General features: G+C 50.6%; 20 protein-coding genes and 1 tRNA gene. 12 read left to right on the top strand and 9 right to left on the bottom strand.

The annotated features are described in order from the left end of the window. Entirely contained in the window at window positions 1–441 is a 441-nt protein-coding gene (locus tag J0M34_04165) for a PAS domain-containing protein (protein ID MBN8543441.1), read from the bottom strand. A gap of 261 nt (window positions 442–702) precedes the next feature. On the opposite strand from J0M34_04165, the gene J0M34_04160 reads away from it, so the two are divergent. The 4 genes from J0M34_04160 to J0M34_04145 all read left to right on the top strand — a co-directional run bounded on the left by J0M34_04160 (window position 703) and on the right by J0M34_04145 (window position 6,230). Then, window positions 703–4,032 (top strand): isoleucine--tRNA ligase, encoded by a 3,330-nt coding sequence (locus J0M34_04160; protein ID MBN8543440.1) that lies wholly within the window; start codon window positions 703–705, stop codon window positions 4,030–4,032. Then, entirely contained in the window at window positions 4,029–5,027 is a 999-nt protein-coding gene (locus J0M34_04155; protein MBN8543439.1) for an NAD(P)-dependent glycerol-3-phosphate dehydrogenase, read from the top strand. Before J0M34_04160 ends, J0M34_04155 begins: the two co-directional genes overlap by 4 nt. Window positions 5,028–5,150: 123 nt before the next feature. Next, window positions 5,151–5,699 carry a hypothetical protein gene (locus tag J0M34_04150; protein MBN8543438.1) on the top strand — a complete coding sequence of 183 codons (549 nt, stop codon included), beginning with the start codon at window positions 5,151–5,153 and terminating at the stop codon, window positions 5,697–5,699. A gap of 21 nt (window positions 5,700–5,720) precedes the next feature. Further along, complete coding sequence (locus J0M34_04145; GenBank protein ID MBN8543437.1) at window positions 5,721–6,230, top strand: hypothetical protein; 510 nt, start codon at window positions 5,721–5,723, stop codon at window positions 6,228–6,230. 168 nt (window positions 6,231–6,398) lie between these two features. Here J0M34_04145 and glnA read toward each other — a convergent pair whose 3' ends face one another. Both glnA and J0M34_04135 read right to left on the bottom strand, forming a co-directional pair. Next, the gene (glnA, locus tag J0M34_04140) at window positions 6,399–7,802 is read right to left on the bottom strand and encodes a type I glutamate--ammonia ligase (protein MBN8543436.1); all 1,404 of its coding nucleotides are present in this window, start codon (window positions 7,800–7,802) and stop codon (window positions 6,399–6,401) included. 27 nt (window positions 7,803–7,829) lie between these two features. Then, window positions 7,830–8,168, bottom strand: a complete 339-nt coding sequence (locus tag J0M34_04135) for a P-II family nitrogen regulator (GenBank protein ID MBN8543435.1) — start codon at window positions 8,166–8,168, stop codon at window positions 7,830–7,832. Between the two features lie 278 nt (window positions 8,169–8,446). Here J0M34_04135 and J0M34_04130 point away from each other — a divergent pair. The 3 genes from J0M34_04130 (at window position 8,447) to J0M34_04120 (ending at window position 10,306) form a co-directional block, all read left to right on the top strand. Then, window positions 8,447–8,523 (top strand) — tRNA-His (locus tag J0M34_04130). A 63-nt stretch (window positions 8,524–8,586) separates the two neighbouring features. Further along, the gene (locus J0M34_04125) at window positions 8,587–10,080 is read left to right on the top strand and encodes a hypothetical protein (GenBank protein ID MBN8543434.1); all 1,494 of its coding nucleotides are present in this window, start codon (window positions 8,587–8,589) and stop codon (window positions 10,078–10,080) included. Further along, the gene (locus J0M34_04120) at window positions 10,061–10,306 is read left to right on the top strand and encodes a hypothetical protein (protein ID MBN8543433.1); all 246 of its coding nucleotides are present in this window, start codon (window positions 10,061–10,063) and stop codon (window positions 10,304–10,306) included. Before J0M34_04125 ends, J0M34_04120 begins: the two co-directional genes overlap by 20 nt. Here the strand turns inward: J0M34_04120 and J0M34_04115 are convergent. The 6 genes from J0M34_04115 to ccmD all read right to left on the bottom strand — a co-directional run bounded on the left by J0M34_04115 (window position 10,303) and on the right by ccmD (window position 15,048). Next, complete coding sequence (locus J0M34_04115; protein MBN8543432.1) at window positions 10,303–11,517, bottom strand: MFS transporter; 1,215 nt, start codon at window positions 11,515–11,517, stop codon at window positions 10,303–10,305. The two genes, J0M34_04120 and J0M34_04115, sit on opposite strands and share 4 nt — an antisense overlap. Window positions 11,518–11,748: 231 nt before the next feature. Then, window positions 11,749–12,123: a cytochrome c-type biogenesis protein CcmH gene (locus tag J0M34_04110; GenBank protein ID MBN8543431.1), complete on the bottom strand. Its 375-nt coding sequence runs from the start codon at window positions 12,121–12,123 to the stop codon at window positions 11,749–11,751. Beyond that, entirely contained in the window at window positions 12,116–12,613 is a 498-nt protein-coding gene (locus tag J0M34_04105) for a redoxin family protein (GenBank protein ID MBN8543430.1), read from the bottom strand. The genes J0M34_04110 and J0M34_04105 overlap by 8 nt, the downstream gene beginning before the upstream one ends. Next, window positions 12,610–14,475: a heme lyase CcmF/NrfE family subunit gene (locus J0M34_04100; protein MBN8543429.1), complete on the bottom strand. Its 1,866-nt coding sequence runs from the start codon at window positions 14,473–14,475 to the stop codon at window positions 12,610–12,612. The genes J0M34_04105 and J0M34_04100 overlap by 4 nt, the downstream gene beginning before the upstream one ends. Beyond that, window positions 14,472–14,915, bottom strand: a complete 444-nt coding sequence (gene ccmE / locus J0M34_04095) for a cytochrome c maturation protein CcmE (GenBank protein MBN8543428.1) — start codon at window positions 14,913–14,915, stop codon at window positions 14,472–14,474. Before ccmE ends, J0M34_04100 begins: the two co-directional genes overlap by 4 nt. Beyond that, the gene (gene ccmD / locus J0M34_04090; protein MBN8543427.1) at window positions 14,905–15,048 is read right to left on the bottom strand and encodes a heme exporter protein CcmD; all 144 of its coding nucleotides are present in this window, start codon (window positions 15,046–15,048) and stop codon (window positions 14,905–14,907) included. The genes ccmE and ccmD overlap by 11 nt, the downstream gene beginning before the upstream one ends. Before the next feature lie 380 nt (window positions 15,049–15,428). Here ccmD and J0M34_04085 point away from each other — a divergent pair, with 380 nt between their 5' ends. The 5 genes from J0M34_04085 (at window position 15,429) to J0M34_04065 (ending at window position 22,002) form a co-directional block, all read left to right on the top strand. Next, the gene (locus J0M34_04085) at window positions 15,429–17,072 is read left to right on the top strand and encodes a type II/IV secretion system protein (protein ID MBN8543426.1); all 1,644 of its coding nucleotides are present in this window, start codon (window positions 15,429–15,431) and stop codon (window positions 17,070–17,072) included. Window positions 17,073–17,137: 65 nt separating this feature from the next. Further along, the gene (locus J0M34_04080) at window positions 17,138–18,340 is read left to right on the top strand and encodes a type II secretion system F family protein (protein ID MBN8543425.1); all 1,203 of its coding nucleotides are present in this window, start codon (window positions 17,138–17,140) and stop codon (window positions 18,338–18,340) included. Next, window positions 18,340–20,049, top strand: coding sequence for a hypothetical protein (locus J0M34_04075; protein ID MBN8543424.1), 1,710 nt, complete (start codon window positions 18,340–18,342; stop codon window positions 20,047–20,049). The genes J0M34_04080 and J0M34_04075 overlap by 1 nt, the downstream gene beginning before the upstream one ends. Continuing rightward, complete coding sequence (locus J0M34_04070) at window positions 20,049–20,753, top strand: hypothetical protein (protein MBN8543423.1); 705 nt, start codon at window positions 20,049–20,051, stop codon at window positions 20,751–20,753. Before J0M34_04075 ends, J0M34_04070 begins: the two co-directional genes overlap by 1 nt. Before the next feature lie 25 nt (window positions 20,754–20,778). Continuing rightward, window positions 20,779–22,002: a hypothetical protein gene (locus J0M34_04065; GenBank protein ID MBN8543422.1), complete on the top strand. Its 1,224-nt coding sequence runs from the start codon at window positions 20,779–20,781 to the stop codon at window positions 22,000–22,002. Window positions 22,003–22,007: the final 5 nt, after the last annotated feature.

Raw genomic sequence — 22,007 nt, 5'->3', positions numbered from 1 at the left:
TTAGAATTCTCTCCAGCTTAGGCCAACAACGACATGTGTCACCCGATTATCTGTTCCAAATGGTAGCATGCAAGAGCGGTACTTCACGATCTTGCTACGCTCGTTCACGAATTGGCCTTGGTCGAACAAAGGCTCTGGCTTGGCAATCACATCAGCGATTTTTTTAATAAGTGCCGCGCCCTGAAAATGCTTCTGACCCGTGGTAATGGTCTGCCCCGTCATATCTTTGGTGTAGAGGGACTTCACTTTTTCGCCCACCCCATAGAAATTCACCACGGGAGTCGCTCCCTCAGCCGTAGGTTGTACCGTAAACAGCATACATTGCTGCCAAATATCATCGATCGCCGACTTGTTGAAATGCGAGAACTCAGGCATAGACGCGTCTTTTCGGATAAGATTCCAGTACGAAACAAGCCGGTCAGTAAGGCGTTGTGGTTCCATGCATTTCCCCCAATAAGTTGCATAATTCTATCAATAGCTGCATTACTGACCGAATTTTGCTAAACCTACGATTGTATGTTTGCGATAGCCGTCATCGAACTAATGCTCAGCCCCGCAATGCTGCTTTACTACAGCCTGCGCCAGCGCTTTGCAATCAGAGAACCTAAAATCGAGCGTCGGCGCAAATATATCTACGAGTAGTGTGGTAAGCAGCAGCAAGTGCTGGATTTTTCGCCTGCGGTTAGTTATCACAAGCCCCTTATGACAAAACATTACCCCGACGTAGAAGCCAACCCAAACTTTGCGCAGCTCGAAGAGCAGGTGCAGAAATTCTGGGAGTCCGACAATACTTTCGAAAAATCCGTGAATGCGCGCGACCCCAAAAACGCGTACGTGTTCTATGATGGCCCGCCCTTCGCCAACGGCCTGCCGCATTACGGCCACTTGCTCACCGGCTATGTGAAAGACGCGATTGCCCGTTACCAAACCATGAATGGCAAACGTGTGGAGCGCCGATTCGGGTGGGACTGTCACGGCCTTCCCGCCGAAATGGGCGCTGAGAAGGAATTGAATATCTCTGGTCGCGCGGCGATTCAGCAATTCGGCATCGACAAATTCAATGCGCATTGCCGCACCTCGGTGATGAAATACACCGCCGATTGGGAATATTACGTCAACCGCCAAGGCCGCTGGGTGGATTTCAAGAACGACTATAAAACGATGGACACTCCATTCATGGAGTCATGCCTCTGGGCGTTCAAAGAGCTCTACAACAAAGGCCTGATTTACGAATCCATGCGCGTGATGCCCTATAGTTGGGCTGCGGAAACGCCTGTTTCAAACTTCGAAACACGCATCGACAACGCAACCCGCGAGCGCGAAGACAAAGCTGCATATGTAAAGTTTAAGCTAGCATCAGTTCCAGACTTTATCGCTGAGAAGTGGCCAAATCTGCAAGATTGTTATGTAGTAGCATGGACAACTACTCCTTGGACTCTTCCGTCAAACCTTGCCTTGGCAGTAGGTAATTTGGCATATGAAGCAGTCAAAGTTTCTGATTCTGAATGCAGAATCTATTCCGCTACTGCTGCAGCAAAGTTCCATCCTGAAATCTTTAGCAGTGCTTTCTCAAGAACAGGGAAATCTGAAGAAATTGCTGAGGAGCAATCAGAAGAACATCACTTTGTGCATTGGAAAAAATTACTTGGCCTTTCCTACGAACCACTCTTCCCATTCTTCAAAGACACGAAGAACGCATTCAAAGTGCTGGATGGCGGCGATGCCGTAACCGAAGGCGAGGGCACAGGAGTAGTGCATATGGCGCCAGGTTTTGGTGAAGTCGACCAACAGATTTGCGCGAAAAACGGCATCGAAGTCATGGTGCCTGTCGATGAAAAAGGAAAATTCACTTCCGAAATTTTCGACTTGGATGATTTGAAACTCCGAGGCCTCGTCGTCGTTCCCGATACGCGCATTGCGGAAGCGGATATCGTCGTGAGCGAGGAAGACAAAGCCCAGCACATCGCCGCGAAAGATGTGGCGAAATATGGTTTGGCCAATATGCGCATCGTGCGTTGGTTGAAGGCGCATAACGCGCTGGTGAAAGACGAGCCTTACAAGCACAACTACCCGCATTGCTGGCGCACCGACACGCCGCTGATTTACCGCGCTATGTCGTCATGGTATGTGAATGTGCAAAAAATCAAAGCCAACATGGCCGAGAATAATAAAAATATTCACTGGATTCCCGACCATGTCCGCGAAGGCCAAATGGGCAAGGGCATTGAGTCCGCGCCGGATTGGTCGATTTCGCGTAACCGTTTTTGGGGCACGCCGATTCCGATTTGGGAATCCGCTTCAGGCAAAATCCATGTCTGCGGTTCGATTGAAGAAATCGAAAAACTCAGCGGCAAAAAAGTGCCAGACCTTCACCGCCCATTTATTGATGAAGTCGTGCTGAAAATCGATGGCGAAGACTACACGCGCATCGAAGATGTATTCGATTGCTGGTTCGAATCGGGCTCCATGCCTTACGCGCAGGTGCATTACCCGTTCGAGAATAAGGAGCAGTTCGAAAAAACATTCCCTGCCGACTTCATCACCGAGTACATCGCGCAAACACGCGGCTGGTTCTACACGCTGCAAGTATTGAGCGCGGCGCTGTTCGGCTGTGCGCCTTTCAAAAACGTCATCTGCCACGGCGTGGTGATTGATGAAGAGACGGGGTTGAAATACAGTAAGCGCCTGAAGAACTACAAAGACCCCAAAGAGGTGATGGATCAATATGGCGCCGATGCACTTCGTTGGATGATGCTGGCATCCCCCGTCATGCGTGGGGCGGATTTGGGTGTCGACCCTGATGGTAAATTCATCCGCGACATTGTGCGCCTGAACATCAAGCCTATCTGGAACGCCTATAACTTCTTCACGCTCTACGCGAATGCGGATGGCATTCAGGCGAAAGACATCACATCGGCGAAAGACGTGCTCGACCGCTATATCTTGGCGAAGGCAAAAGCCGCGGTGATTCAGGTGAAAGCATCACTCGACGCGTATGATACACCAGGCGCGTGCGAAGCGATTACAGGCTTTTTTGAGGTGCTCAATAACTGGTACATTCGCCGCTCAAAAGACCGCTTCTGGGCAGAGGAAGTGAATGACGATAAACAAGCCGCTTACGACACGCTTTTCACTGCGCTGAACATCATGTGCAAGGCGGCAGCCCCACTCCTACCATTCACCGCCGAAGCCATCTATCGCGGCCTCAATGGCGAAGCATCAAGTGTGCATTTGCAAGATTTTCCTGATGTGAGCAAAATTGCGGATGATGCAGAAGTTATAACGCTTATGGATGGTGTAAGAGATATATGTACATCCGCGTTGGCGATTCGAAATAAACTCAATATTCGCGTAAGACAGCCATTAGCTTCACTAACCTTTGCGGGTAATGCTAAATACATGGCAGCAGTTGAAACTGCAAAAGGTAGCGGAGTTTGGGGAACACTATCGGGCGTTATTCAAGACGAAGTAAATGTGAAGAACTATGCAACAGGTGGTTCTTTTGAAGATTATGCGACTATCAAACTGCAAATTAATTCTGCTGTTCTAGGTAAACGCTTGCCAGAGAAAATGAAGCAGATTTTACCAGCTTCTAAAAAAGGTGAGTGGAACAGGACTAGTGATGGTGGTGTAGAAATCGCAGGCGAAAAATTGCTGCCAACGGAGTATAATATACAGTTGGAACCAAAGCCTGAGTACAAAGATAATGCGCAAGCAATATCAACAAATGATGGAATCGTTATCCTCGACACGAAGGTGTCGCCCGAGCTCGAAGCGGAAGGTTTAGCGCGGGATATGGTGCGGATGATTCAGCAAGCGCGCAAGGACGCAGGCTTGCATGTGAGTGACCGCATTGCGCTGACGCTGGAATTGCCCGCAGGCTTCAAAGCGGCGCTGAACCACCGAGATATGATTGCCGAGCAGACATTGGCTGTATCGCTCAATGAGGGCAACGCCTCTGCATCCGAAAAGACATCGACGCAAGAAGTGGATGGTGAAAAAGTCGTGATAGGAATCAGCAAGGCAGCATGACGAGTGAAACGCACATTGGTGTTGTCGGCGCGGGCGCATGGGGCACGTCGCTGGCGATTTTGGCCAATCGCGCAGGTTCACGCGCCACGCTGTGGACGCGTAACCCCATGGTCGCGGATTCGATTCTGAATAAGCGCGTCAACGCGCATTATTTGCCAGAGATTTTTATTGATCCCGCGATTAGCGTAACGCGTGAACTCACCGCTCTGAAAGAGTGTGGCGCATTGATACTTACGATTCCCGCCCAATCGCTGCGCACGGTGTGCATTACTTTGTCGGACCTGATTTCAGCCTCCATTCCGTTGGTGATTGCAACAAAGGGAATTGAGCGCGGCTCGCTCATGTTCATGAGTGAAGTGGTGCAATCCATTCTGCCACATAATCCGGTGGCGATTCTCTCGGGCCCTAACTTTGCGGGCGAAGCAGCATCTGGTACGCCAACGGCAGCAGCGCTCGCCACACATCACGCACGCGTCGCCGAACAAATGTCATTTGCATTAGGTGGAAAATTTTTCAGACTTTACGCGAATGATGACCCCATCGGCACGCAGGTGGGGGGCGCGGTGAAGAACGTCTTGGCGATTGCAGCAGGCATTGCGCTTGGTCATGGGCTTGGCGAGAATACACGTGCGGCGATTATCACGCGTGGATTGGTCGAAATGGCGCGCCTCGCGCGTGCTAAAGGTGGGCGCGAGGATACGTTGTTCGGCCTTGCGGGCGCGGGTGATGTGGTGCTGAGCTGTACCAGTCAGAAATCGCGCAATTACGCACTCGGATATGTGATCGGCAAAGGCACACCGATTATGGATATTGTGCATACAGGAAAAGCAGGGCTTACCGAAGGCGTTGCCACGGCAGAATCGGTCACGCAACTCGCGCAGAAACTCGCTGTCGCGATGCCAATTGCACAGGCCGTAAATGATATTTTAACAGGCGCATTACCCGTGCAAGGCGCGATCGAGCGGCTGCTAGAACGCCCGCTCTCTCAAGAATAACCCACACAAGCTATTGATAAATAAGGTTATTCATTTTGCGCTTTTCGCAAAATGTCACACAACTGTCATCCTACAGATTTTTCAAAATGTTATTATTCAAGGTAAGGAGAAGTGTATCTGACTATGAGCACACGCGACAGACATTACACAAGAACAGGTGATAATATCTTCACCACGATTTCGAATTGGGCGAGCTTATTGCCCATTCCGATTTTTCGTGAATTTCTTGTCACTACCGTTGGTCTTGTTGGTGCAGCGTGGGACGCTGGTGGTTGGTTATTGCAAGGTAAACCGCTTAGCGCTGCTGCCGCATTTGGTACAGGTGCAGCCAGCACCTTCACCAATGCAGGGGTAGCTGCGGGTGGCGCGTTAAACCCAATGTGGTGGGTTAACGTTGGTTCAACCATATTCACGGGTCGTACGTTAGGTACCCATGTGCGCAAAGGCACTGAGGTAGTTGCAGGAGCAGTAACGGGACCACTAGGCATTCAGCCAACGGTGCTGCGTTCGCACCAAGCAGGCATTGGCAGTATTAATGGCGGCTTCCAGTCGCAACGCCCAGGGCAGTGGGCAAATTACGTATCGCAACGTTCGGGTCGTGATCCGAACCAGCAATGGACAGAATATGTGCAACAAAATGGTGGCGCACAAATGGGTGCATATCGAGGCTAAATAGGATAAGAAGAGGGTGCTATGACACAGACGGCGACGCAAATGAACGAGATGGAACAGAAATATTACGAGGTAATGGAGCTGTACTCGCTGGCAGATGAGCTAGTGCTGAGCACAGAGAGCAACCTCGTGGCCAATCCCGATGCGCAGCTTGATTTGGTAGAGCCATTGGCGGACGCAATGGGTAGCTCTGCCGATATTCTGACCGAAGAATTCATCGCATTGGTAGATGGTAAGGCCAATCGCAAGACGATTGCCAAAAAGAAAATTGAAGATGCGCTGCGCCAAATCTACACGGCGATAAGTGATTATAGCGAAAAATCAGCCCAGATGATGCATGGCGTAAGCAATGTGGCAGACCCCATCGTGAAGCGTATCAAGCGCCAGCTTGAAGCAGTGATCGCAGTATTCGTTGATTTTGTAACACTCTCGCTGGACCGCATTATGCAGAAAAACGATGTGGAAGAACTCAAGCAACGCCAAGAGAAAATTGCGCTGATGCTGCACTCAATGGGACAGCAAGCAACCTAATAATAAAAGTGTATGGCAAACAAAAAAAAGGGCACCGAAAGGTGCCCTTTTCATTTGTAGAATCCGTGCTTACTCTCCAATGGAACGCTGCGTAGGCCGTTAGGCCGAGCCGCGTAGCGAGGGGGAGCGGTAGCGGGGGCAGCGTGCTGCCCCCTGCACCGAAGGTGCTTATACAGAGTAGTACATTTTGAATTCCACTGGCGATGGAGCCATTTCCCAACGCTGGATCTCTTCCATCTTCAGGTCGATGTAAGAGTTGATTTGGTCGTCGCTGAACACGTCACCTTTTTTCAGGAACGCGCGATCAGCATCCAATGCCTCTACTGCTTCACGCAGTGAGCCTGCAACATGTGGAACTTCTTTCAGTTCTTCAGGTGGCAAGTCATAGAGGTTTTTATCAACCGCATCTCCTGGGTGGATCTTGTTCTCGATACCATCGAGGCCTGCCATCAGCAGTGCTGAGAAGCAGAGATATGGGTTCGAGGTAGCATCAGGGAAACGTGTTTCGATGCGCTTCGCTTTTGGTGAAGCAACATATGGAATACGAATCGATGCTGAACGGTTGCGTGACGAGTACGCTAGCAATACGGGCGCTTCGTAACCTGGTACAAGGCGCTTGTAGCTGTTGGTCGAAGCATTGGTAATCGCGTTCAATGCTTTCGCATGCTTGATGATACCGCCAATGTAGTACAGGCAGGTTTCGCTGAGATCAGCATAACCATTGCCCGCGAACAGTGGCTTGCCGTCTTTCCAGATGGACTGGTGCACGTGCATACCCGAACCGTTATCACCGTAGATAGGCTTTGGCATGAAGGTCGCGGTTTTGCCGTAGGTGTTGGCGACGTTCTGAATCACGTACTTGTATTTTTGAACGTTATCAGCCGTTGCGGTGAGTGAGCTGAAGTCAAAACCCAACTCGTGCTGTGCTGGCGCAACTTCGTGGTGGTGCAGCACAGGTGTGATGCCCACGTCTTTGAGGGTTGCAAGCATTTCAGCGCGAAGGTCTGCCGCCGAATCAACCGGAGCAACAGGGAAGTAACCACCCTTCGGACCAGGGCGGTGACCAAGGTTGTTTGCATCATAGCGCTTGCCCGAATTGCTTGGCAACTCTTCTGAATCCACTTCATAGAACGAACCGAACTGGCCGCTATCGAAGCGTACATCGTCGAATACGAAGAATTCCAGCTCTGGGCCGAAATAAGCGGTATCGCCGATACCCGTATATTTCAGGTATGCCTCAGCGCGTTTCGCGGTCGAGCGTGGGTCACGGCCATAGGATTGGCCCGTTGCAGGCTCGATGATGTCACCCGTTACAACCAAGGTTGGCTGCGCAGCGAATGGATCGAGGAATGCGGTGGATGCATCAGGCATCAGAATCATGTCAGACTCGTTGATGGACTTCCAACCCGAGATCGACGAACCGTCGAACATCACGCCGTCTTCGAAGGTGCCTTTATTGACCTTGTCAGCAATGTAGGTGGTGTGTTGCCACTTGCCGCGTGGGTCGGTGAAACGGAAATCCACGAATTGCACATCGTGTTTTTTTACCAGATCAAAAAAAGCATCAGACATAGTCACTCCTTAGGGGTTAGAAATGTGTTAAATAGCATTTGGTCCACGCTCGCCCGTGCGAATGCGGATGACTTCTTCAATAGGTGAGATGAAAATTTTGCCGTCACCGATACGGCCCGTTTGCGCAGCAGCCATAATCGCCTCGATAGTTTTTTCCACCATCGGCTCGTCGACAATCACTTCGATTTTCACCTTGGGCAGAAAATCCACCACATACTCCGCGCCACGATAAAGCTCCGTGTGGCCTTTCTGTCGACCAAAACCACGCGCTTCAATTACCGTGATGCCGTGAAGCCCAATTTCTTGGAGCGCTTCTTTCACATCATCGAGTTTGAAAGGCTTAATAATGGCTTCGATTTTTTTCATGAGCGTGTTGCCTGCAGTAAAATATTAGAGCGCGTGAAGTACGCAACCCTTGTGCCAAACGCTGAAAAATAAATTTATTATTCTTATTCAATAGGTAATTAGGATGTCTGAACCTGATTTATTACCTTAGGATTGCTCACAAAAAGTCAGATTGCCTAGGATTTAGGCATAGTGATGTGAATCCATGCAGCTACGTGCGCCAAGAACCCACAGCCGATAAACGCCCTTGATTTTTCGTAGGACTTCGCGTTTAACAGCGCCTCCCCACGCGGGATATGGCGGGTGTAGCTCAACTGGTTAGAGCGTCGGTTTGTGGTACCGAAGGTTGCGGGTTCGACCCCCGTCACTCGCCCCATCTAATCCAACTAACTTACTGATTTATAACATTCGGCACGATGTGTGCAATGCGCACAGTGTTATGACTGATTTACTCTCACTGACCTCGCGCTTCAGTGCGTTGTCGTCGCGCATTCGCCGTACTAATGGCGAAATTGCGCTATCGACTGCGCAATTATCGAGCGGCAACCGCATCCAATCCGCAGGGCAGGACGTCGCGGGTGTTTCGGTGATTGCGCAATTGCGCTCGGGGCTTGCGGCGATGCGTAGTGCCGCCAACAGCCTTGGCCAAGCCAACAGCTTACTGCAAATTGCCGATGGTGGGCTGGCGCAAATTGGCGGTATGATCGAGCGAATCAACCAACTTGCGTTGCGCGGAACGAATGGCGCGCTGAGTGATACGGACCGCAATTATCTAAACACCGAATTACTGCAGCTCATGTCGGAAGTGGATCGCACAGCAAAAAGCACGAAGTTCGACAAGATTAACGTGATTTACGCGCCACGCGGGCAGGCGACTAATGGCACCTCGAATCCTGATTTGATGTTTGGTACACAAGGTCAAGATACCATATCGGGCTTAGAGGGTAACGATACCATCTACGCACTAGGTGGTGACGACACGATTAAAGCGGGTGGTAGTGTGGTACCAGGTTTGCAAGGCAGCGTGTATCTTTCCCCAGCTGCGGTGGGCAGTCTCGCTGTGGCGAATGCGTATATGGCCGCCAACCCACCCGATGCAACCTTCATTGCGAACAGCCTGAACTATAATAATGGTGCCACTGTTGGTGCATTCTTGGGAGCGGATGCGGCAAGCCTCAGTAACCCTGCCGTTGCGGCAGCAGCACCAGACCGCATGATTTATGTGTTCGAAGGCATAATCAACGTGCCTGCGACCGGCACCTACACCTTCAACGTCGGCTCCGACGATGGGTTTGATTTACAAATAGATGGCGCAAGCTTAAGCCAATTTCCAGGCATACGCGGGTTTGGTTTTACCAATGCCAATATCCCACTCACGGCGGGGCCACATACTTTTAGGCTTACCTATTTTGAGAATGCGGGTGGTCAGAACTTAGTTGTCAACAGTGATATGTTTGCCAGCAATATCGTCGACAATAGCGCCACCGAATATACGCCGATTCAAGATGGTGATGATACCGTCTATGGTGGTGCAGGCAATGATGTCGTCGAACTGCGCGGCATACGTTCGGACTATGAGATTACCGATATGGGCGATGGCAGCATTTCAGTGCGTGATTTTCGCACGTTCCAAAATGACGGTACGGATCGCCTCTATAGTGTCGAGCGCTTGCGCTTCAGTGATGGTGAAGAAATGTTCTTCAATCGTCGTGATCTGCCCTCAGACAATGAACCCGCAACGACTTTGCGCTTTAACGTCACCGACTCAAGCGGCAAAACATTTGATTACAGCATTGTAAATGCATCAACCGAAGGGTTGTTCGATAATCCCACAGCCGTGAATGTGAGCACGGTGGCGGACGCACAAGCAGCCATCACCTTCATCCGGCGAGGCATTGCGGCGTTTAACCGAAATGCGCGCTTATGTAGGTAGCAAACAAACCCAAGCTGGCATAATTGAGGATACGTTGCGCAATCGCAGCTTCACCACTGATGCGGCGCGTGCGGTACTGGAAGATACAAATATCACGCAGACGACAACACAATATGCACTGCAGCTCGCACGTCAGCAAGCGGGCATTAGTGTTTCCGCGCAAGCAGACTTGCTAAAATTTGACTCCATCAACGCCTTGATGGAAGGGCTTTCAACCGAGGCCTAACGCCAACGCCAGAGCAATGCGATGAGTGGCAAGCTCAGCAATGAAAAAATCAGCAATACTTGCTCAACATTCAGCCCCGCCGCATAAAACCCTACGGCTGCAAATGAAGCGACGGCAACAAATAAGGCATTAATCACGTTATTGCTGGCAATCGTGCGCGCGCGGGTGGCTGAGTCGCCGCGTATTTGTAAGGTGGTGTAAAGTGGCACAATGAAAACACCGCCCGCCACGGCAATCACGCTCAAGTCAAACATAATGCGCCAATCGGCAAGGCGTGTGAAATATTGCGCAACTCCCATGAATGGCTCGCTTGGCGCTTCCAGCACATGCGACACAATATATAAGTCGATGCCTGCAAGTGTAATGGCCAGCAAACTCCATGGCGCGAATTTCAACGAGACATTGCCTTTGAGCAGGCGATGGCACGCAAGCGAACCAATCGCGATACCAACAGAGAAGATAGCATTATAAAGCGTCACAATTTCTTGATTACCGCCAACAACCAGTTTGGTGAACACGGGTAGTTGGGTGAGGTAAGTCGCACCAATCGCCCAGAACCATGAAATACCGATAATCGCGACCAGCAACTCTGGCGTGCGAAACGCATAGCTCACCATGTCGCGTGTCGTGGCAAAAATATTAAAGCGCAATCGAAGGCTTGAGTTTACAGCTACGGTTTCGGGTACATAGCGTGACGCAACGACACCCACAACACCAAGCGCAATCATGGTGACGGCAACAATTTCCGTTCCATGCGGTGCCAAAATCAGGAGACCGCCTAAAATCGTGCCCATCAGAATGCACAAGAACGTGCCAGCCTCCACCATGCCATTACCAGCGAGTAATTCATTCTCTTTTAGAAGCTCAGGCAAGATCGCATATTTCACGGGGCCAAAGAAGGCTGCCTGCACACCAAGCAACAGCAACATGACGAGCAGTAGCCAGACATGCTGGAAAATCAACACCAGTGCCGCGAATAGAAACAGTACCAACTCAGTGGCTTTCAAAATACGAATCAGCCGATGCTTGGGGTAGCGATCGGCAAGCAATCCCGCCACTCCCGAAAAAAGGAAGAACGGCAAGATAAAAACCGCCGCCGCGATGGAAATAAAGGTCGCTACGCTGATATGGGCATTATCAGCGAGCGAGTAGGTGATAAGAATCGTCAATGCGTTTTTATAGTAATTGTCATTGAATGCACCTAGTGCCATGCAGGTGAAATGTGGCGCAAAACGCCGCGTTGTAAGTAACGAGAAGGGGCTCATCAAAACCTCAGAATGTCACCAAGCAATAGACACTGAACGGAAACACAATACTAGCGAGTAATACAAAACATACCGTTTTCCATTGGTGTGAACGCGGAAAATCAGCCGATAAACTGGGCATTACCAACAGCCACGCCACACTTAACGAAAGCGCTGTTGCTATGAGGAAGAACAGAATCATCGCTTCCTCCATAAGAGTGCAAGACCAACCAGCAACAGCAATAGCGGCGCGCCCCACAACGCATAGGTGTGCGGATTTAGTGGTGGCGTCATCAAGATGCTATCGCCATAGCGTTGCTTGAAATATGCGAGAATTACCTTCTCTGCTTGTCCGTCCTTTGCCATGGCGCGAATCTCGCTGCGCATTTGAATGGCGAGGGTTGCATCCGACTCGGCAAGGGATTGCCCGTCACACACCACACAGCGTAATTGGTGGAAGCTGCGTTGTGCAATCGCTTCCTGCGTTGCATCACTGAGTGCGGGCTCGGGCGTAAAGGCATGCGCCGAGCATGCAAGCATCAATGCCAACATGTAGGGGAATAGTTTATTCATGCAGCACCTTTGCCACTGCGTCGCGGTTGTTGGCATCAAGCGCGCCAGAGAGGTGATAAATAACACGGCCATTACGCACGATGAAGGTTTCAGGAACTCCGCGCAACCCAAGTGCAATCGCCGCTTTGCCGTTTGTATCTGCCCAGACGTGGTCATAGGGTTTGCCGTGCTTTTCAAGCATTGCATCAATATTCTCGGCGCTGTCGTTCCATGCAATGCCATGAAACGTGACAGACGGAAATTGCTTCTTAAGCGCGATGAGTTCGGCATGTTCTGCAACGCATGGCAAACACCATGATGCAAAGAAATTGATGAGATGTGTGCCATCGCCCAACACGAATGGCGCGGTTTCATCGTGAAGCGCAGCAATCGAAAGTGTGGGTAGAGGGTAGGGGGCGAAATCAGCCGCCACTGGCTTCTTATGCAGCAACAGCACGGCAGCGATTGCAGCGAACACTAAGAACACTATCAACGGAACAGCACGTGTCATGAGCGCCTCCTGATTCCTGCGATAAAGCTTAGACCGCCACTCATGCCAATCAGCACGAAACCATACCAAACCCACTGCTGCAACGGTGTGACATACATGCGTATGCCCACCCCATCTTTTCCTGATTCGCCCATCACTAAATAGATATCGCGTAGTGGTGTTGAATGGAGCGCTGCTTCCGACGTGTTCATGTCGCGCACGGGATAATAGCGAATTTCTGGCGCGAGGGTAATGGTACTATTACCTTTGCGAATCTCAAACACACCACGGCGTGTTACATAATTATGCTCTTGTGCTTTCTCGGCGCGAAGAGGTGTCACCGTATAGTCGCCTAACTGCATGGCAGATGTGCCAATACGCGGCACTTCATATACTTCGCGGCTAAGCGATGTAGCGGTGATAGCAAGCGCGAACACAGCAAGACCAGCATGGCCAATGATGCTGGCAACATGACGCAACGATATATTCGAGAGGTTGCTCGATGCATAGCGCACGACACTCATCACCAGCAGTGCGCTCAAACTAAATCCGACAAGCAGCAGCCACCACTCTTCTTGAAACATCAGCAGCACAATACAGGCGCAGCCAAGAACGGGCAGTGCGGCCGCTTTTAGCAGTGCAACGCGTTGCTTTTTCGTAGTGCCGTCCCATGCCATGAGTGGCGCGGCAGCACACAGAACGAGTAACGGTGCGGTGAGCGGTAAGAACGTCGCATTAAAATAGGGAGGGCCAACCGAAACAGGCGGCAGTCCCAACAATTCAAGTATCAACGGGTAGAGTGTCGCCAATAAAATCGTGCCTGCTGCGGTGAGAAGCAGAATGTTATTCAGCAGAATAAAACCTGTGCGCGACAGCAGCGAAATAGGCGCCGATGTAGGTAATTGCCGCCATGCATAAAGCGTGAGGCCACCACCCGTTACCAGCACGATGTAGCCCAAAATATAAAGCCCTCTAAGTGGGTCGGATGCAAAGGCATGCACGGAGGTGATCAACCCCGAACGTACAATAAACGTTCCGATAAGACTGAGGCTAAAAGTAAGTATGGCGAGCAGCACGACCAGCTTGCCCATTTGATTGCGGCGTTCCAGCACGAGATTGGCATGCAGCAATGCGCCGCCCGCAAGCCACGGCATGAGCGAAACATTTTCAACGGGGTCCCAAAACCACCAGCCACCCCAACCTAGTTCACGATACGCCCACCAACTGCCTGCACCAATGCCAAGTGTCAGCGCTGCCCATGTAATACCAAGCCATGGCTTCACGGCGCGTGCCCACGCACTGTCAATCGTTCCACGCAGCAGCCCTGCAATCGCGTACGCAAACACGATTCCGTAACCGACATAGCCGACGTAAAGTGTCGGCGGGTGAAAGGCGAGGCCAATGTCTTGTAGTAGCGGGTTTAGATCCTGACCTTCGAATGCAGGCGGATAAATGCGCCAGAATGGATTTGACGTAAAAAGGATGAAGGCTAAAAATCCTGCTGAAACCAATCCATGCACATGGAGGGTGAGGCGCTTGAGCTCAACATCCTCAGCGCGAAAAAACGCGACCAGAAATCCGAAGAAGCTTAATACCAGCATCCACAACAGCATCGAGCCTTCATGGTTGCCCCATACACCGGTAATTTTATACAGCAACGGCTTGGCGGAGTGCGAGTTCTCCACCACATTCACCACCGAAAAATCTGAGACGACATAGCAATGCACCAGCGCCAAAAACGCTGCAAAAACCAGCATGAACTGCAATGTCACGGCAGGTTTTACCAGATAGTTCGATGTGCGCAGTAACAAAGGAGAGCTTGTATTAAGCAGGGCCACGCCAAGGGCTAACAGCAATGCAAAATGTCCAAGTTCAGGAATCATTCTGGTTTCCACTGGCCAGATTGCTTGAGCGCATCCGCTACCTCTTTGGGCATGTAATTTTCATCATGCTTGGCAAGAATTTCGCGCGCAACTACGTGACTGCCTTGGAGAGTGCCAAGCGCCACTACACCTTGCCCTTCGCGAAATAGCGCGGGCAATAATCCGCGATACTCGACATCGATCTCGCGCGTTAAATCAGTCACCGTGAAGCGTATGCTGCCGTCCTCACGCTCGATAATACTACCTGCTTTTACAAGCCCTCCCAAACGCATTTCCTGTTTTGGGTTGAAGCGTCCTTCACCGATTTTTGCGTAAAGCTGGGTCGGGGTGAAGAAAAACACCAGATTTTCACGAAACGTATAGAGAATCACACTGCTAGCAGCCACCATGATAGCGATGCTCACTGCCAGAAAAATCATGCGTTGGTGTTTAGGCTTCATCGCGTTCCAGATGCGCGAGGGTGCGTTTGGCGCGCCGCGCGCGTAATAGGCTGGATACAACCAGCAGCAACACAGTGATGAATGTCACCGTATAGGCGGTTGTGACGAAGAATTCCAAATCAGGTTGTTGCATGGCCGCTCTATAGCGTTCCTAGGGTCTTAGCGCAAGTAACTGCGACAGTTATGCACGACTTCTTAACAATTCTTCAAGTCTTTGGAAAAGTTGCAGGAATCTCTTGCACTCACGGCACAAGTTTGCTGCTATGGCTGAATGGATATCACCATCACCGATTCGCATGAACGGGGAACCTGTCACGCATGACTACATCACCACCTTCTGGCGATGATGATTTTCTCTCTGTGGGAAAATCTTCCAAGGCGGCACCTGCTGCGTCGGCAGGGGGTGCGCCAGCGCCGACTGCTGCAGCCGCGCCTGCTGCAAGCCCAGGCGAAAGCGGACTAGGTAAAGCTGGTCCTGCTAAATCGGTGCGTATTGGTGAACGCCTCATTACCATGGGCTTGATTTCCAAAGATCAATTGGAAATCGCGCTGCGCGAGCAGGCGAAATCGAAAAAGCTGCTGGGCAATATCCTCGTCAGCATGAGCTTCATCACCGAGTCGGCGCTGGGCGAGGTGTTGGCGGAATCAACGGGTGCCGAGAAGTTTGACCCCAAAGCTACCATGCTGGATACGACGCTGCTGGAATTAATCCCGCGTGACGTGTGTGTCCGCAATAAAATTATTCCCATCTCGCAAGAGGGTGGCTCCATTAAAATCGCGATGGTGGACGTGTATAACGTACTTGCGCTCGATCAAGTGCGCCGCCATTTGGATAAAAACGCGAAGATCACGCCACTTTATGCGACTGAGAGCGAAGTCAGTGACCTGATTGATCGCTACTACAATTACGAAATGTCGATTGATGGCATTCTGCGCGAGATTGAAACAGGTATCCGTGAAAAATCGTTGCTGGATGGACGCGAGGATGGCTACATCAACCCAACGGTACGCCTCGTGAATGCCTTGCTGGTCGACGCGATCAAGCAGGGCGTTTCGGATATTCACTTCGAGCCTGAGGGAAGCTTCCTGCGCTTGCGTTACCGTATCGACGGCGCGCTACAGCAAATTCGCAGTTTCCACCGCGATTATTGGCCGGCCATGCTGGTGCGCCTTAAAATTATGGCGGGCATGAACATTGCGGAAACGCGTAACCCGCAAGACGGTCGCATCAGTCTTACCGCCTTGGGCCGTGATGTTGACTTTCGTGTCGCTACCCAGCCTACGGTGCATGGCGAGAACGTGGTGCTGCGTATTCTGGATAAATCCAAAGCCCTTGTGCCATTAACGGATCTGGGGTTCTCCCAGCATAACTTGAATCTGCTCAAGAAATGTATCTTGAGGCCAGAAGGTATTATCGTGGTCACTGGTCCTACGGGTTCGGGTAAAACCACCACGCTTTATTCGATCCTGAGCTACATCAACTCGATTGATGTCAACATCATGACGCTTGAAGATCCCGTGGAATACCAATTGCCGATGATTCGCCAAACCAGCGTCCGTGAGGGGTCTATCGATTTCCAGTCGGGTATTAAATCACTTATGCGTCAAGATCCCGACATTATCTTCGTGGGTGAGGTGCGTGACGAAGAAACTGCCATCATGGCGGTACGCGCGGCACTAACAGGTCACCAAGTATATACGACGCTGCACACGAACGACGCGCTGGGCGCTATTCCGCGTCTTGGCGATATTGGTATTCCCGCCCACTTATTGGCTGGTTCGCTCATTTGCACCATTGCGCAGCGACTGGCGCGAAAACTGTGCGATAATTGTAAAAAGCCCCGACAAGCCAACCCTGACGAGTGCAAATTAATGCTCGCAGACCCAGCGAAGCCGCCTGTTGTCTATGACGCGGTGGGCTGCGAAAAATGTGGCTTTAAGGGCTATAAGGGCCGTACCGCCGTGGTCGAGATTCTGCGCATCGATAAGGGTATGGATGAATTGATCGCCACCCACGCTACCCGTAATCAAATGCTGGAATATGCAATGGAGCATGGTTTCATCGCCATGGTGCAAGATGGCATCGCCAAGGTCTTACAAGGCGAGATAGACCTGCCTGAACTCATAAATACGGTAGATTTAACCGACCGCCTATAATAGACTGCATCCGCTCGGTAGGCACGGGGTAACAACAACAAAACGCCCCAATCATTTGGAGTCTTATGCCTACGTATAACTATTCGGCCATCAATGAAAAGGGCCGCACCATCCGAGGTACGATGGTCGCGGAGAACGAAGTCGACCTTGAAACACGCCTCAAGGAAGTCGATCTTTCTATGGTCGATTGTAAGGTTGCCAAGACAAAACGCGCAGGATTCCGCTCTAAAATTAAACTCAAAGATATGATCATCCTCTGCTTGCACTTGGAGCAGCTCACCCGTGCGGGCGTGCCGATTCACGAATCGCTGGCCGACGTGCGTGATTCCACTGAATCGGCCAAGTTGCGCGACGTGATGACCGACATTCTTGAAAAAGTGAAAGGCGGTATGAAGCTTTCGGAGTCGCTCGCCACCTATCCGCGCATTTTTAACGAAGTATTTGTGGGTCTGGTGCAGGCGGGTGAGAAAAACGGTAACTTGACCGACTCCTTCGTTCACATGTCTGACCACATGAAATGGACGAACGATCTGCGCCGCAAGGTAAAAAAAGCGGTGACCTATCCAATTGTGTTGCTGGTGGTTATGTCGGCAGTGATTGCGATTTTGATGGTTTATGTGGTGCCTAAGCTCATCAAGTTTATCGTCGACCAAGGCTTCGAGATTCCGTTCCACACCCGCGCACTGATTTGGACATCCGAATTCTTTCAGAATTATTGGTTCTTCGTATTCATCGTGCCCGTTATGATCTTCATGACGCTGTTGGGTGTCTACCGAACCTCTGAATCATTCGCCTATCGCGTGGATTCACTGTTAATGCGCATACCTATTTTGGGTAATGTAATCCGTAAGATTAACTTAGCGCGTTTTACGCACTTCTTCTCAGTGATGTTTAAAAGCGGCATCGATATACCTGATGCGCTAATTGCGGCGCGTAACGTTGTGGCGAATCGCGTCATTAAAGAGTCGGTTGAGGTTGTGCATCGCAGCGTCATTGAGGGTAACAATTTGACGGCCAGTTTGCGTATTTCAAACCAGTTCCCCATGCTTGTCATCCGCATGTTCAAAGTGGGTGAAGATAGTGGTAACATGAGTGACGCATTGGAAAATATTAACTTCTTCTATAACCGCGAAGTGAACGATTCGGTTGACGGGCTGGTGGGAATGATTCAGCCACTACTCACTATCGTCATGGGCGGTCTAATATTCTGGGTCATTGCTTCGGTATTCGGCCCGCTCTATCAATCCTTCCAGAACATGAAATTCTAATGGCATTAGCAGACAAAATTAAAGTACGTGCACGTGGTGGAGCAGAAGGGGATAGCGTAGCTGTACCTAAAGCTCGGGTTGGTCGCGTGAACGCAAAGCAAGAGCGCTTTGTCTTGCTGATTGGGGATGAGGGCGCGATTCTGGTATATACCAAGGGCAGGCGGGTACAGCGCAGGTTGTTTGCGCCATCGCCGCAGCCTGAGCATAGCAAAGCAATTGTGGATTTAATGGCGGCGCACCCCAAAGTGCCTGTTCGCCTATTAGTCGATTCTATTGATCAGCAATATGTGCGCCACGCCTTACCACCTGTGAGTGCGCTCAGCATCTCAAAACTTGTGCAGCGCCGCTTGAATCGCGATTTCCCGCCAGAAGATATCAAGGGAGCACTGCAGATTGGCCGTGATCGAACGGGGCGCAAAGAGTGGAACTATCTGCTTATCTCGCTAGCGAATACTGCGCAGATCCAAGCATGGATGGAATTAATCATCGAGCAGCCCAACCAATTATTGGGCATCTACCTCGTGCCAGTGGAGACGCAGAACTACTACAACGCGATTGCCTCAGCGATCCCGCAGCGTTCATACGAAGGGACGCGCGCAACATGGAAATTGCTCGTTACTCACAATAAGGTCGGCGGTTTCCGTCAGGTGGTACTCAAAGAGGGTAAGCTGTCATTCACGCGTCTGGCGCAGTCGATGGATGATGCGATTCCCGCAGTTGTGGCTGGCAATATCGAGCAAGAGATTCTCAATACCATGGAGTATTTGCGTCGCCTTGGTTACACCGACCCGGCGACGTTGGAGATCGTTACCGTTGCGGCGCAGGAAGTAAAAGACTCACTCGACCTTAAGCGTTTTAATGCGGCAGGCGCTTATGCGGTTGCGCCACTAGAAGTGGCAGAGTTTCTAGGCTTGGAGCAAGCGGCACTTTCCGCAGATCGTTACGGCGATGTAGTGATGGCAACACATTTTGCCACGGTTTCAAAGCCTGTCATGAAGCTGATGTCAAAATACGGCAAGCAGATTGAGCAATTCTATCAGATACGATTGGCAGCGAAAATTGCAGGCTCGCTTTTGGTTGCACTTATGGCGCTTTCGTCGGTTGATAATATCGTGACCTATTTCATGGATAGCAGCGAATCGAGCGAAATAGGAAAGAAGCAGACGCAACTTCAAGCGCAGATTGCTGAAGTGCAAGAAGGCTTAACGAAGGTCGATGACGGAACCAGCGTCAAGTCGGCGGTCGTTGCTGCTGCTGATGTCTTCAAAGTCTATCAATATGACCCGTTGGAATTTATCCAGAAACTCGTGCCGCTCTTGAAAGACGTTACGGTTACCAGTTTTAACTGGGAGCGTAAGGAATTACCAGGTGGCATTGATAGCACGGCTATCATGGCTTCTGGCGTCAATAATCCTCCCTTGGTCATTACCGTGGATATGGAGTTTACCGCGCCATTTTCTGATAAAGACCAACTGATCAGGGCGGTCAAAGAGTACGTTGATAATCTGAAGCTCCAATTGCCAGAATATGAGATCAAGCAAGAAGGTGGCGCGACACAATCTTCGACAGACAAAGTAGAAGTTTCGTTTGATGCAAAGTCATCCCCGGTGTTGCAAGACGGGACGAACAAAGTCAGGTTGATATTCTCTGGTCCTAACGCGAATACGGCAGCCAATCCCGCCACCGCGCCAATGATGGGGGCTATGTAATGAGTAGTAAATTACAAGTTCTCAAAAAGCAGGTCATCCGTGAGGCTGGGTTAAGGGCGGGCTATGTGGTCATTGCATTCATAGCGATGATGGTTACTGGCAGCTTCTCAGAAACCGCCAGCACTGAAAAAATGCAGGCACAAGGTCAGCTTTCAGCTTCAGAATCACAGCTTGGAATGATGCGCAGCCAGATCACTAAAACGAATAGCGCAGAACAGCGCTTCGCCGAGCTTAGTATTAATCGCGATAATGAAGAGTTCGTTACCACTACCGATAGGCTCAAGGAAACCTTGAAAGTGATGAAGGAACAGTACCGTTTATCGGATGCGATGCGCCTTACCATCTCGCAAGAGAAAATCTCGGAGCGTCCAGAGTTTACAGGCTTGAATTATAAAATTCTCGTACGTGATGAAATGGAAATTAGCACTGGTACACTTTCTGACCTGCATTTCTTTTCATTCATTCAAGATATGCAGCGCCGTATGCCAGGGCTCATTCGCATCAAGCAAATGAGCGTGCTGCGTAAATCACAACTCTCGATGGATGTGTTGGGACAAATGAGCACAGGTGGCAAACCAGACGTTGTTGATGGAGTAGTAAAATTTACGTGGCTAACACTGCAAGATGCGAATCCGCCAAAGACTGGGCAGGGTCAAGATGCCAATGCACCTAATGCTGCACCACCAACTGCGGGGGGTATGTAGTATGAAGGTGTTTTCTCATAGTCTTATGTTTGCTGTGTTAACCTGCGCTTCAATTCCTGCCTTTGCACAGACAAATTCTGACCTTCCCGCGTTACCTCCTGAAATGGGCGATGGCGCTGCTGTCGATACAGGTATCACATTGCCAGCGCCGATAGTGGTTCAAGAAACACCTAAAGCTGAAACGACCACTCCAACCGTTGTAAGGACGCAAACTCCTGAGCCTGTTGTTGCGCAACCTACTACCGCAAACGTAGGGACAGCAAATCAAGTTCAAGAAGTGTTCCCTTCAGGCGTTGCTAATGTCGTTACAGTGCCGAGTACGCCTGAAACCGAAGCGGCGGCTCAGCCTACAGCACCGCAAATCAAAGAAAATTATATTCCATCGTATGGTAATTTTACGCAAAGTCTTATGTTTAATAGCACCGATATTGATCGCATGAAGAAGGTTTTATATGCCTACGAGAGCGTGAAGCGTATCGATAAGCCAACAGCCAGCACCCAAACACCAGAAGTGCCTATATTGCCAATCGCTGCTGTAGAAGAGCCGAAGCAATATCCAAGTTTTTACTTATCTAGCATTGTATATCGCTCACCCAAAGACTGGTTGCTGTGGATGAATAACGCAAAATATTCACCTAAGAAACGGCCAGGCGAGGCGACCTTACTCTCTATTTCTCCGCGTGCTGCCGTGTTTAGCTGGAAACCAGAATATATCGAGCAAGCTAAACTGCGCTTTGAGCAATCGCTGATTGATAAAACGATACCGAAACACTTTAAATCCGCGATGAGTAAGGTGCGCTACGACGAGAATCGTGAGGCATTTGTATTTACACTTGCCCCTAACCAGAGTTTCGTTGGCGCAGCTTTTGGTATTTATGAAGGCAAATATGCAAGCCGAGATGTACCGGAAATGGAACAGCAAGCGCAGGTCGATGCGCTCTTGGCTCCCGCTGCGCCTGTAGCACCCAATCCCAATGCGAACCGTGATCCTGATGCTGCGCTAAGAGCAACGGTTCAGGACTTGGATAGAATGCGCAGCAACTTAACGCAGCTAGCGCCGCGTAATAATCCGAATGCCGCTAATACTCCTACTACTCCTTCCACACCAGCTCCCTCTTCTGGAGCTTCAGCATCATCTGCTCCAGCCCCAACTGCATCAACGCCCGGCGCCTCAATGAGTTTGCCACCAGCGCAGTTGATGCCTACTACCATTACGCTCGATGCGCCAACACCAGCGCCTGCACCTTAGACCAG

The organism is Alphaproteobacteria bacterium, from assembly GCA_017302575.1.
Classification (GTDB): domain Bacteria; phylum Pseudomonadota; class Alphaproteobacteria; order Rickettsiales; family UBA3002; genus JAFLDD01.
The sequence above is the reverse complement of the archived record's forward strand: the minus strand, read 5'-3'. Positions and strand labels throughout refer to the sequence as shown.

Coding starts and splice junctions, on each gene's coding strand:
- J0M34_04165 (MBN8543441.1), bottom strand. CDS start 441: ATGGAACCACAACGCCTTACTGACCGGCTTGTTTCGTACTGGAATCTT.
- J0M34_04160 (MBN8543440.1), top strand. CDS start 703: ATGACAAAACATTACCCCGACGTAGAAGCCAACCCAAACTTTGCGCAG.
- J0M34_04155 (MBN8543439.1), top strand. CDS start 4,029: ATGACGAGTGAAACGCACATTGGTGTTGTCGGCGCGGGCGCATGGGGC.
- J0M34_04150 (MBN8543438.1), top strand. CDS start 5,151: ATGAGCACACGCGACAGACATTACACAAGAACAGGTGATAATATCTTC.
- J0M34_04145 (MBN8543437.1), top strand. CDS start 5,721: ATGACACAGACGGCGACGCAAATGAACGAGATGGAACAGAAATATTAC.
- glnA (MBN8543436.1), bottom strand. CDS start 7,802: ATGTCTGATGCTTTTTTTGATCTGGTAAAAAAACACGATGTGCAATTC.
- J0M34_04135 (MBN8543435.1), bottom strand. CDS start 8,168: ATGAAAAAAATCGAAGCCATTATTAAGCCTTTCAAACTCGATGATGTG.
- J0M34_04125 (MBN8543434.1), top strand. CDS start 8,587: ATGACTGATTTACTCTCACTGACCTCGCGCTTCAGTGCGTTGTCGTCG.
- J0M34_04120 (MBN8543433.1), top strand. CDS start 10,061: ATGCGCGCTTATGTAGGTAGCAAACAAACCCAAGCTGGCATAATTGAG.
- J0M34_04115 (MBN8543432.1), bottom strand. CDS start 11,517: ATGGCACTAGGTGCATTCAATGACAATTACTATAAAAACGCATTGACG.
- J0M34_04110 (MBN8543431.1), bottom strand. CDS start 12,123: ATGAATAAACTATTCCCCTACATGTTGGCATTGATGCTTGCATGCTCG.
- J0M34_04105 (MBN8543430.1), bottom strand. CDS start 12,613: ATGACACGTGCTGTTCCGTTGATAGTGTTCTTAGTGTTCGCTGCAATC.
- J0M34_04100 (MBN8543429.1), bottom strand. CDS start 14,475: ATGATTCCTGAACTTGGACATTTTGCATTGCTGTTAGCCCTTGGCGTG.
- ccmE (MBN8543428.1), bottom strand. CDS start 14,915: ATGAAGCCTAAACACCAACGCATGATTTTTCTGGCAGTGAGCATCGCT.
- ccmD (MBN8543427.1), bottom strand. CDS start 15,048: ATGCAACAACCTGATTTGGAATTCTTCGTCACAACCGCCTATACGGTG.
- J0M34_04085 (MBN8543426.1), top strand. CDS start 15,429: ATGGGCTTGATTTCCAAAGATCAATTGGAAATCGCGCTGCGCGAGCAG.
- J0M34_04080 (MBN8543425.1), top strand. CDS start 17,138: ATGCCTACGTATAACTATTCGGCCATCAATGAAAAGGGCCGCACCATC.
- J0M34_04075 (MBN8543424.1), top strand. CDS start 18,340: ATGGCATTAGCAGACAAAATTAAAGTACGTGCACGTGGTGGAGCAGAA.
- J0M34_04070 (MBN8543423.1), top strand. CDS start 20,049: ATGAGTAGTAAATTACAAGTTCTCAAAAAGCAGGTCATCCGTGAGGCT.
- J0M34_04065 (MBN8543422.1), top strand. CDS start 20,779: ATGTTTGCTGTGTTAACCTGCGCTTCAATTCCTGCCTTTGCACAGACA.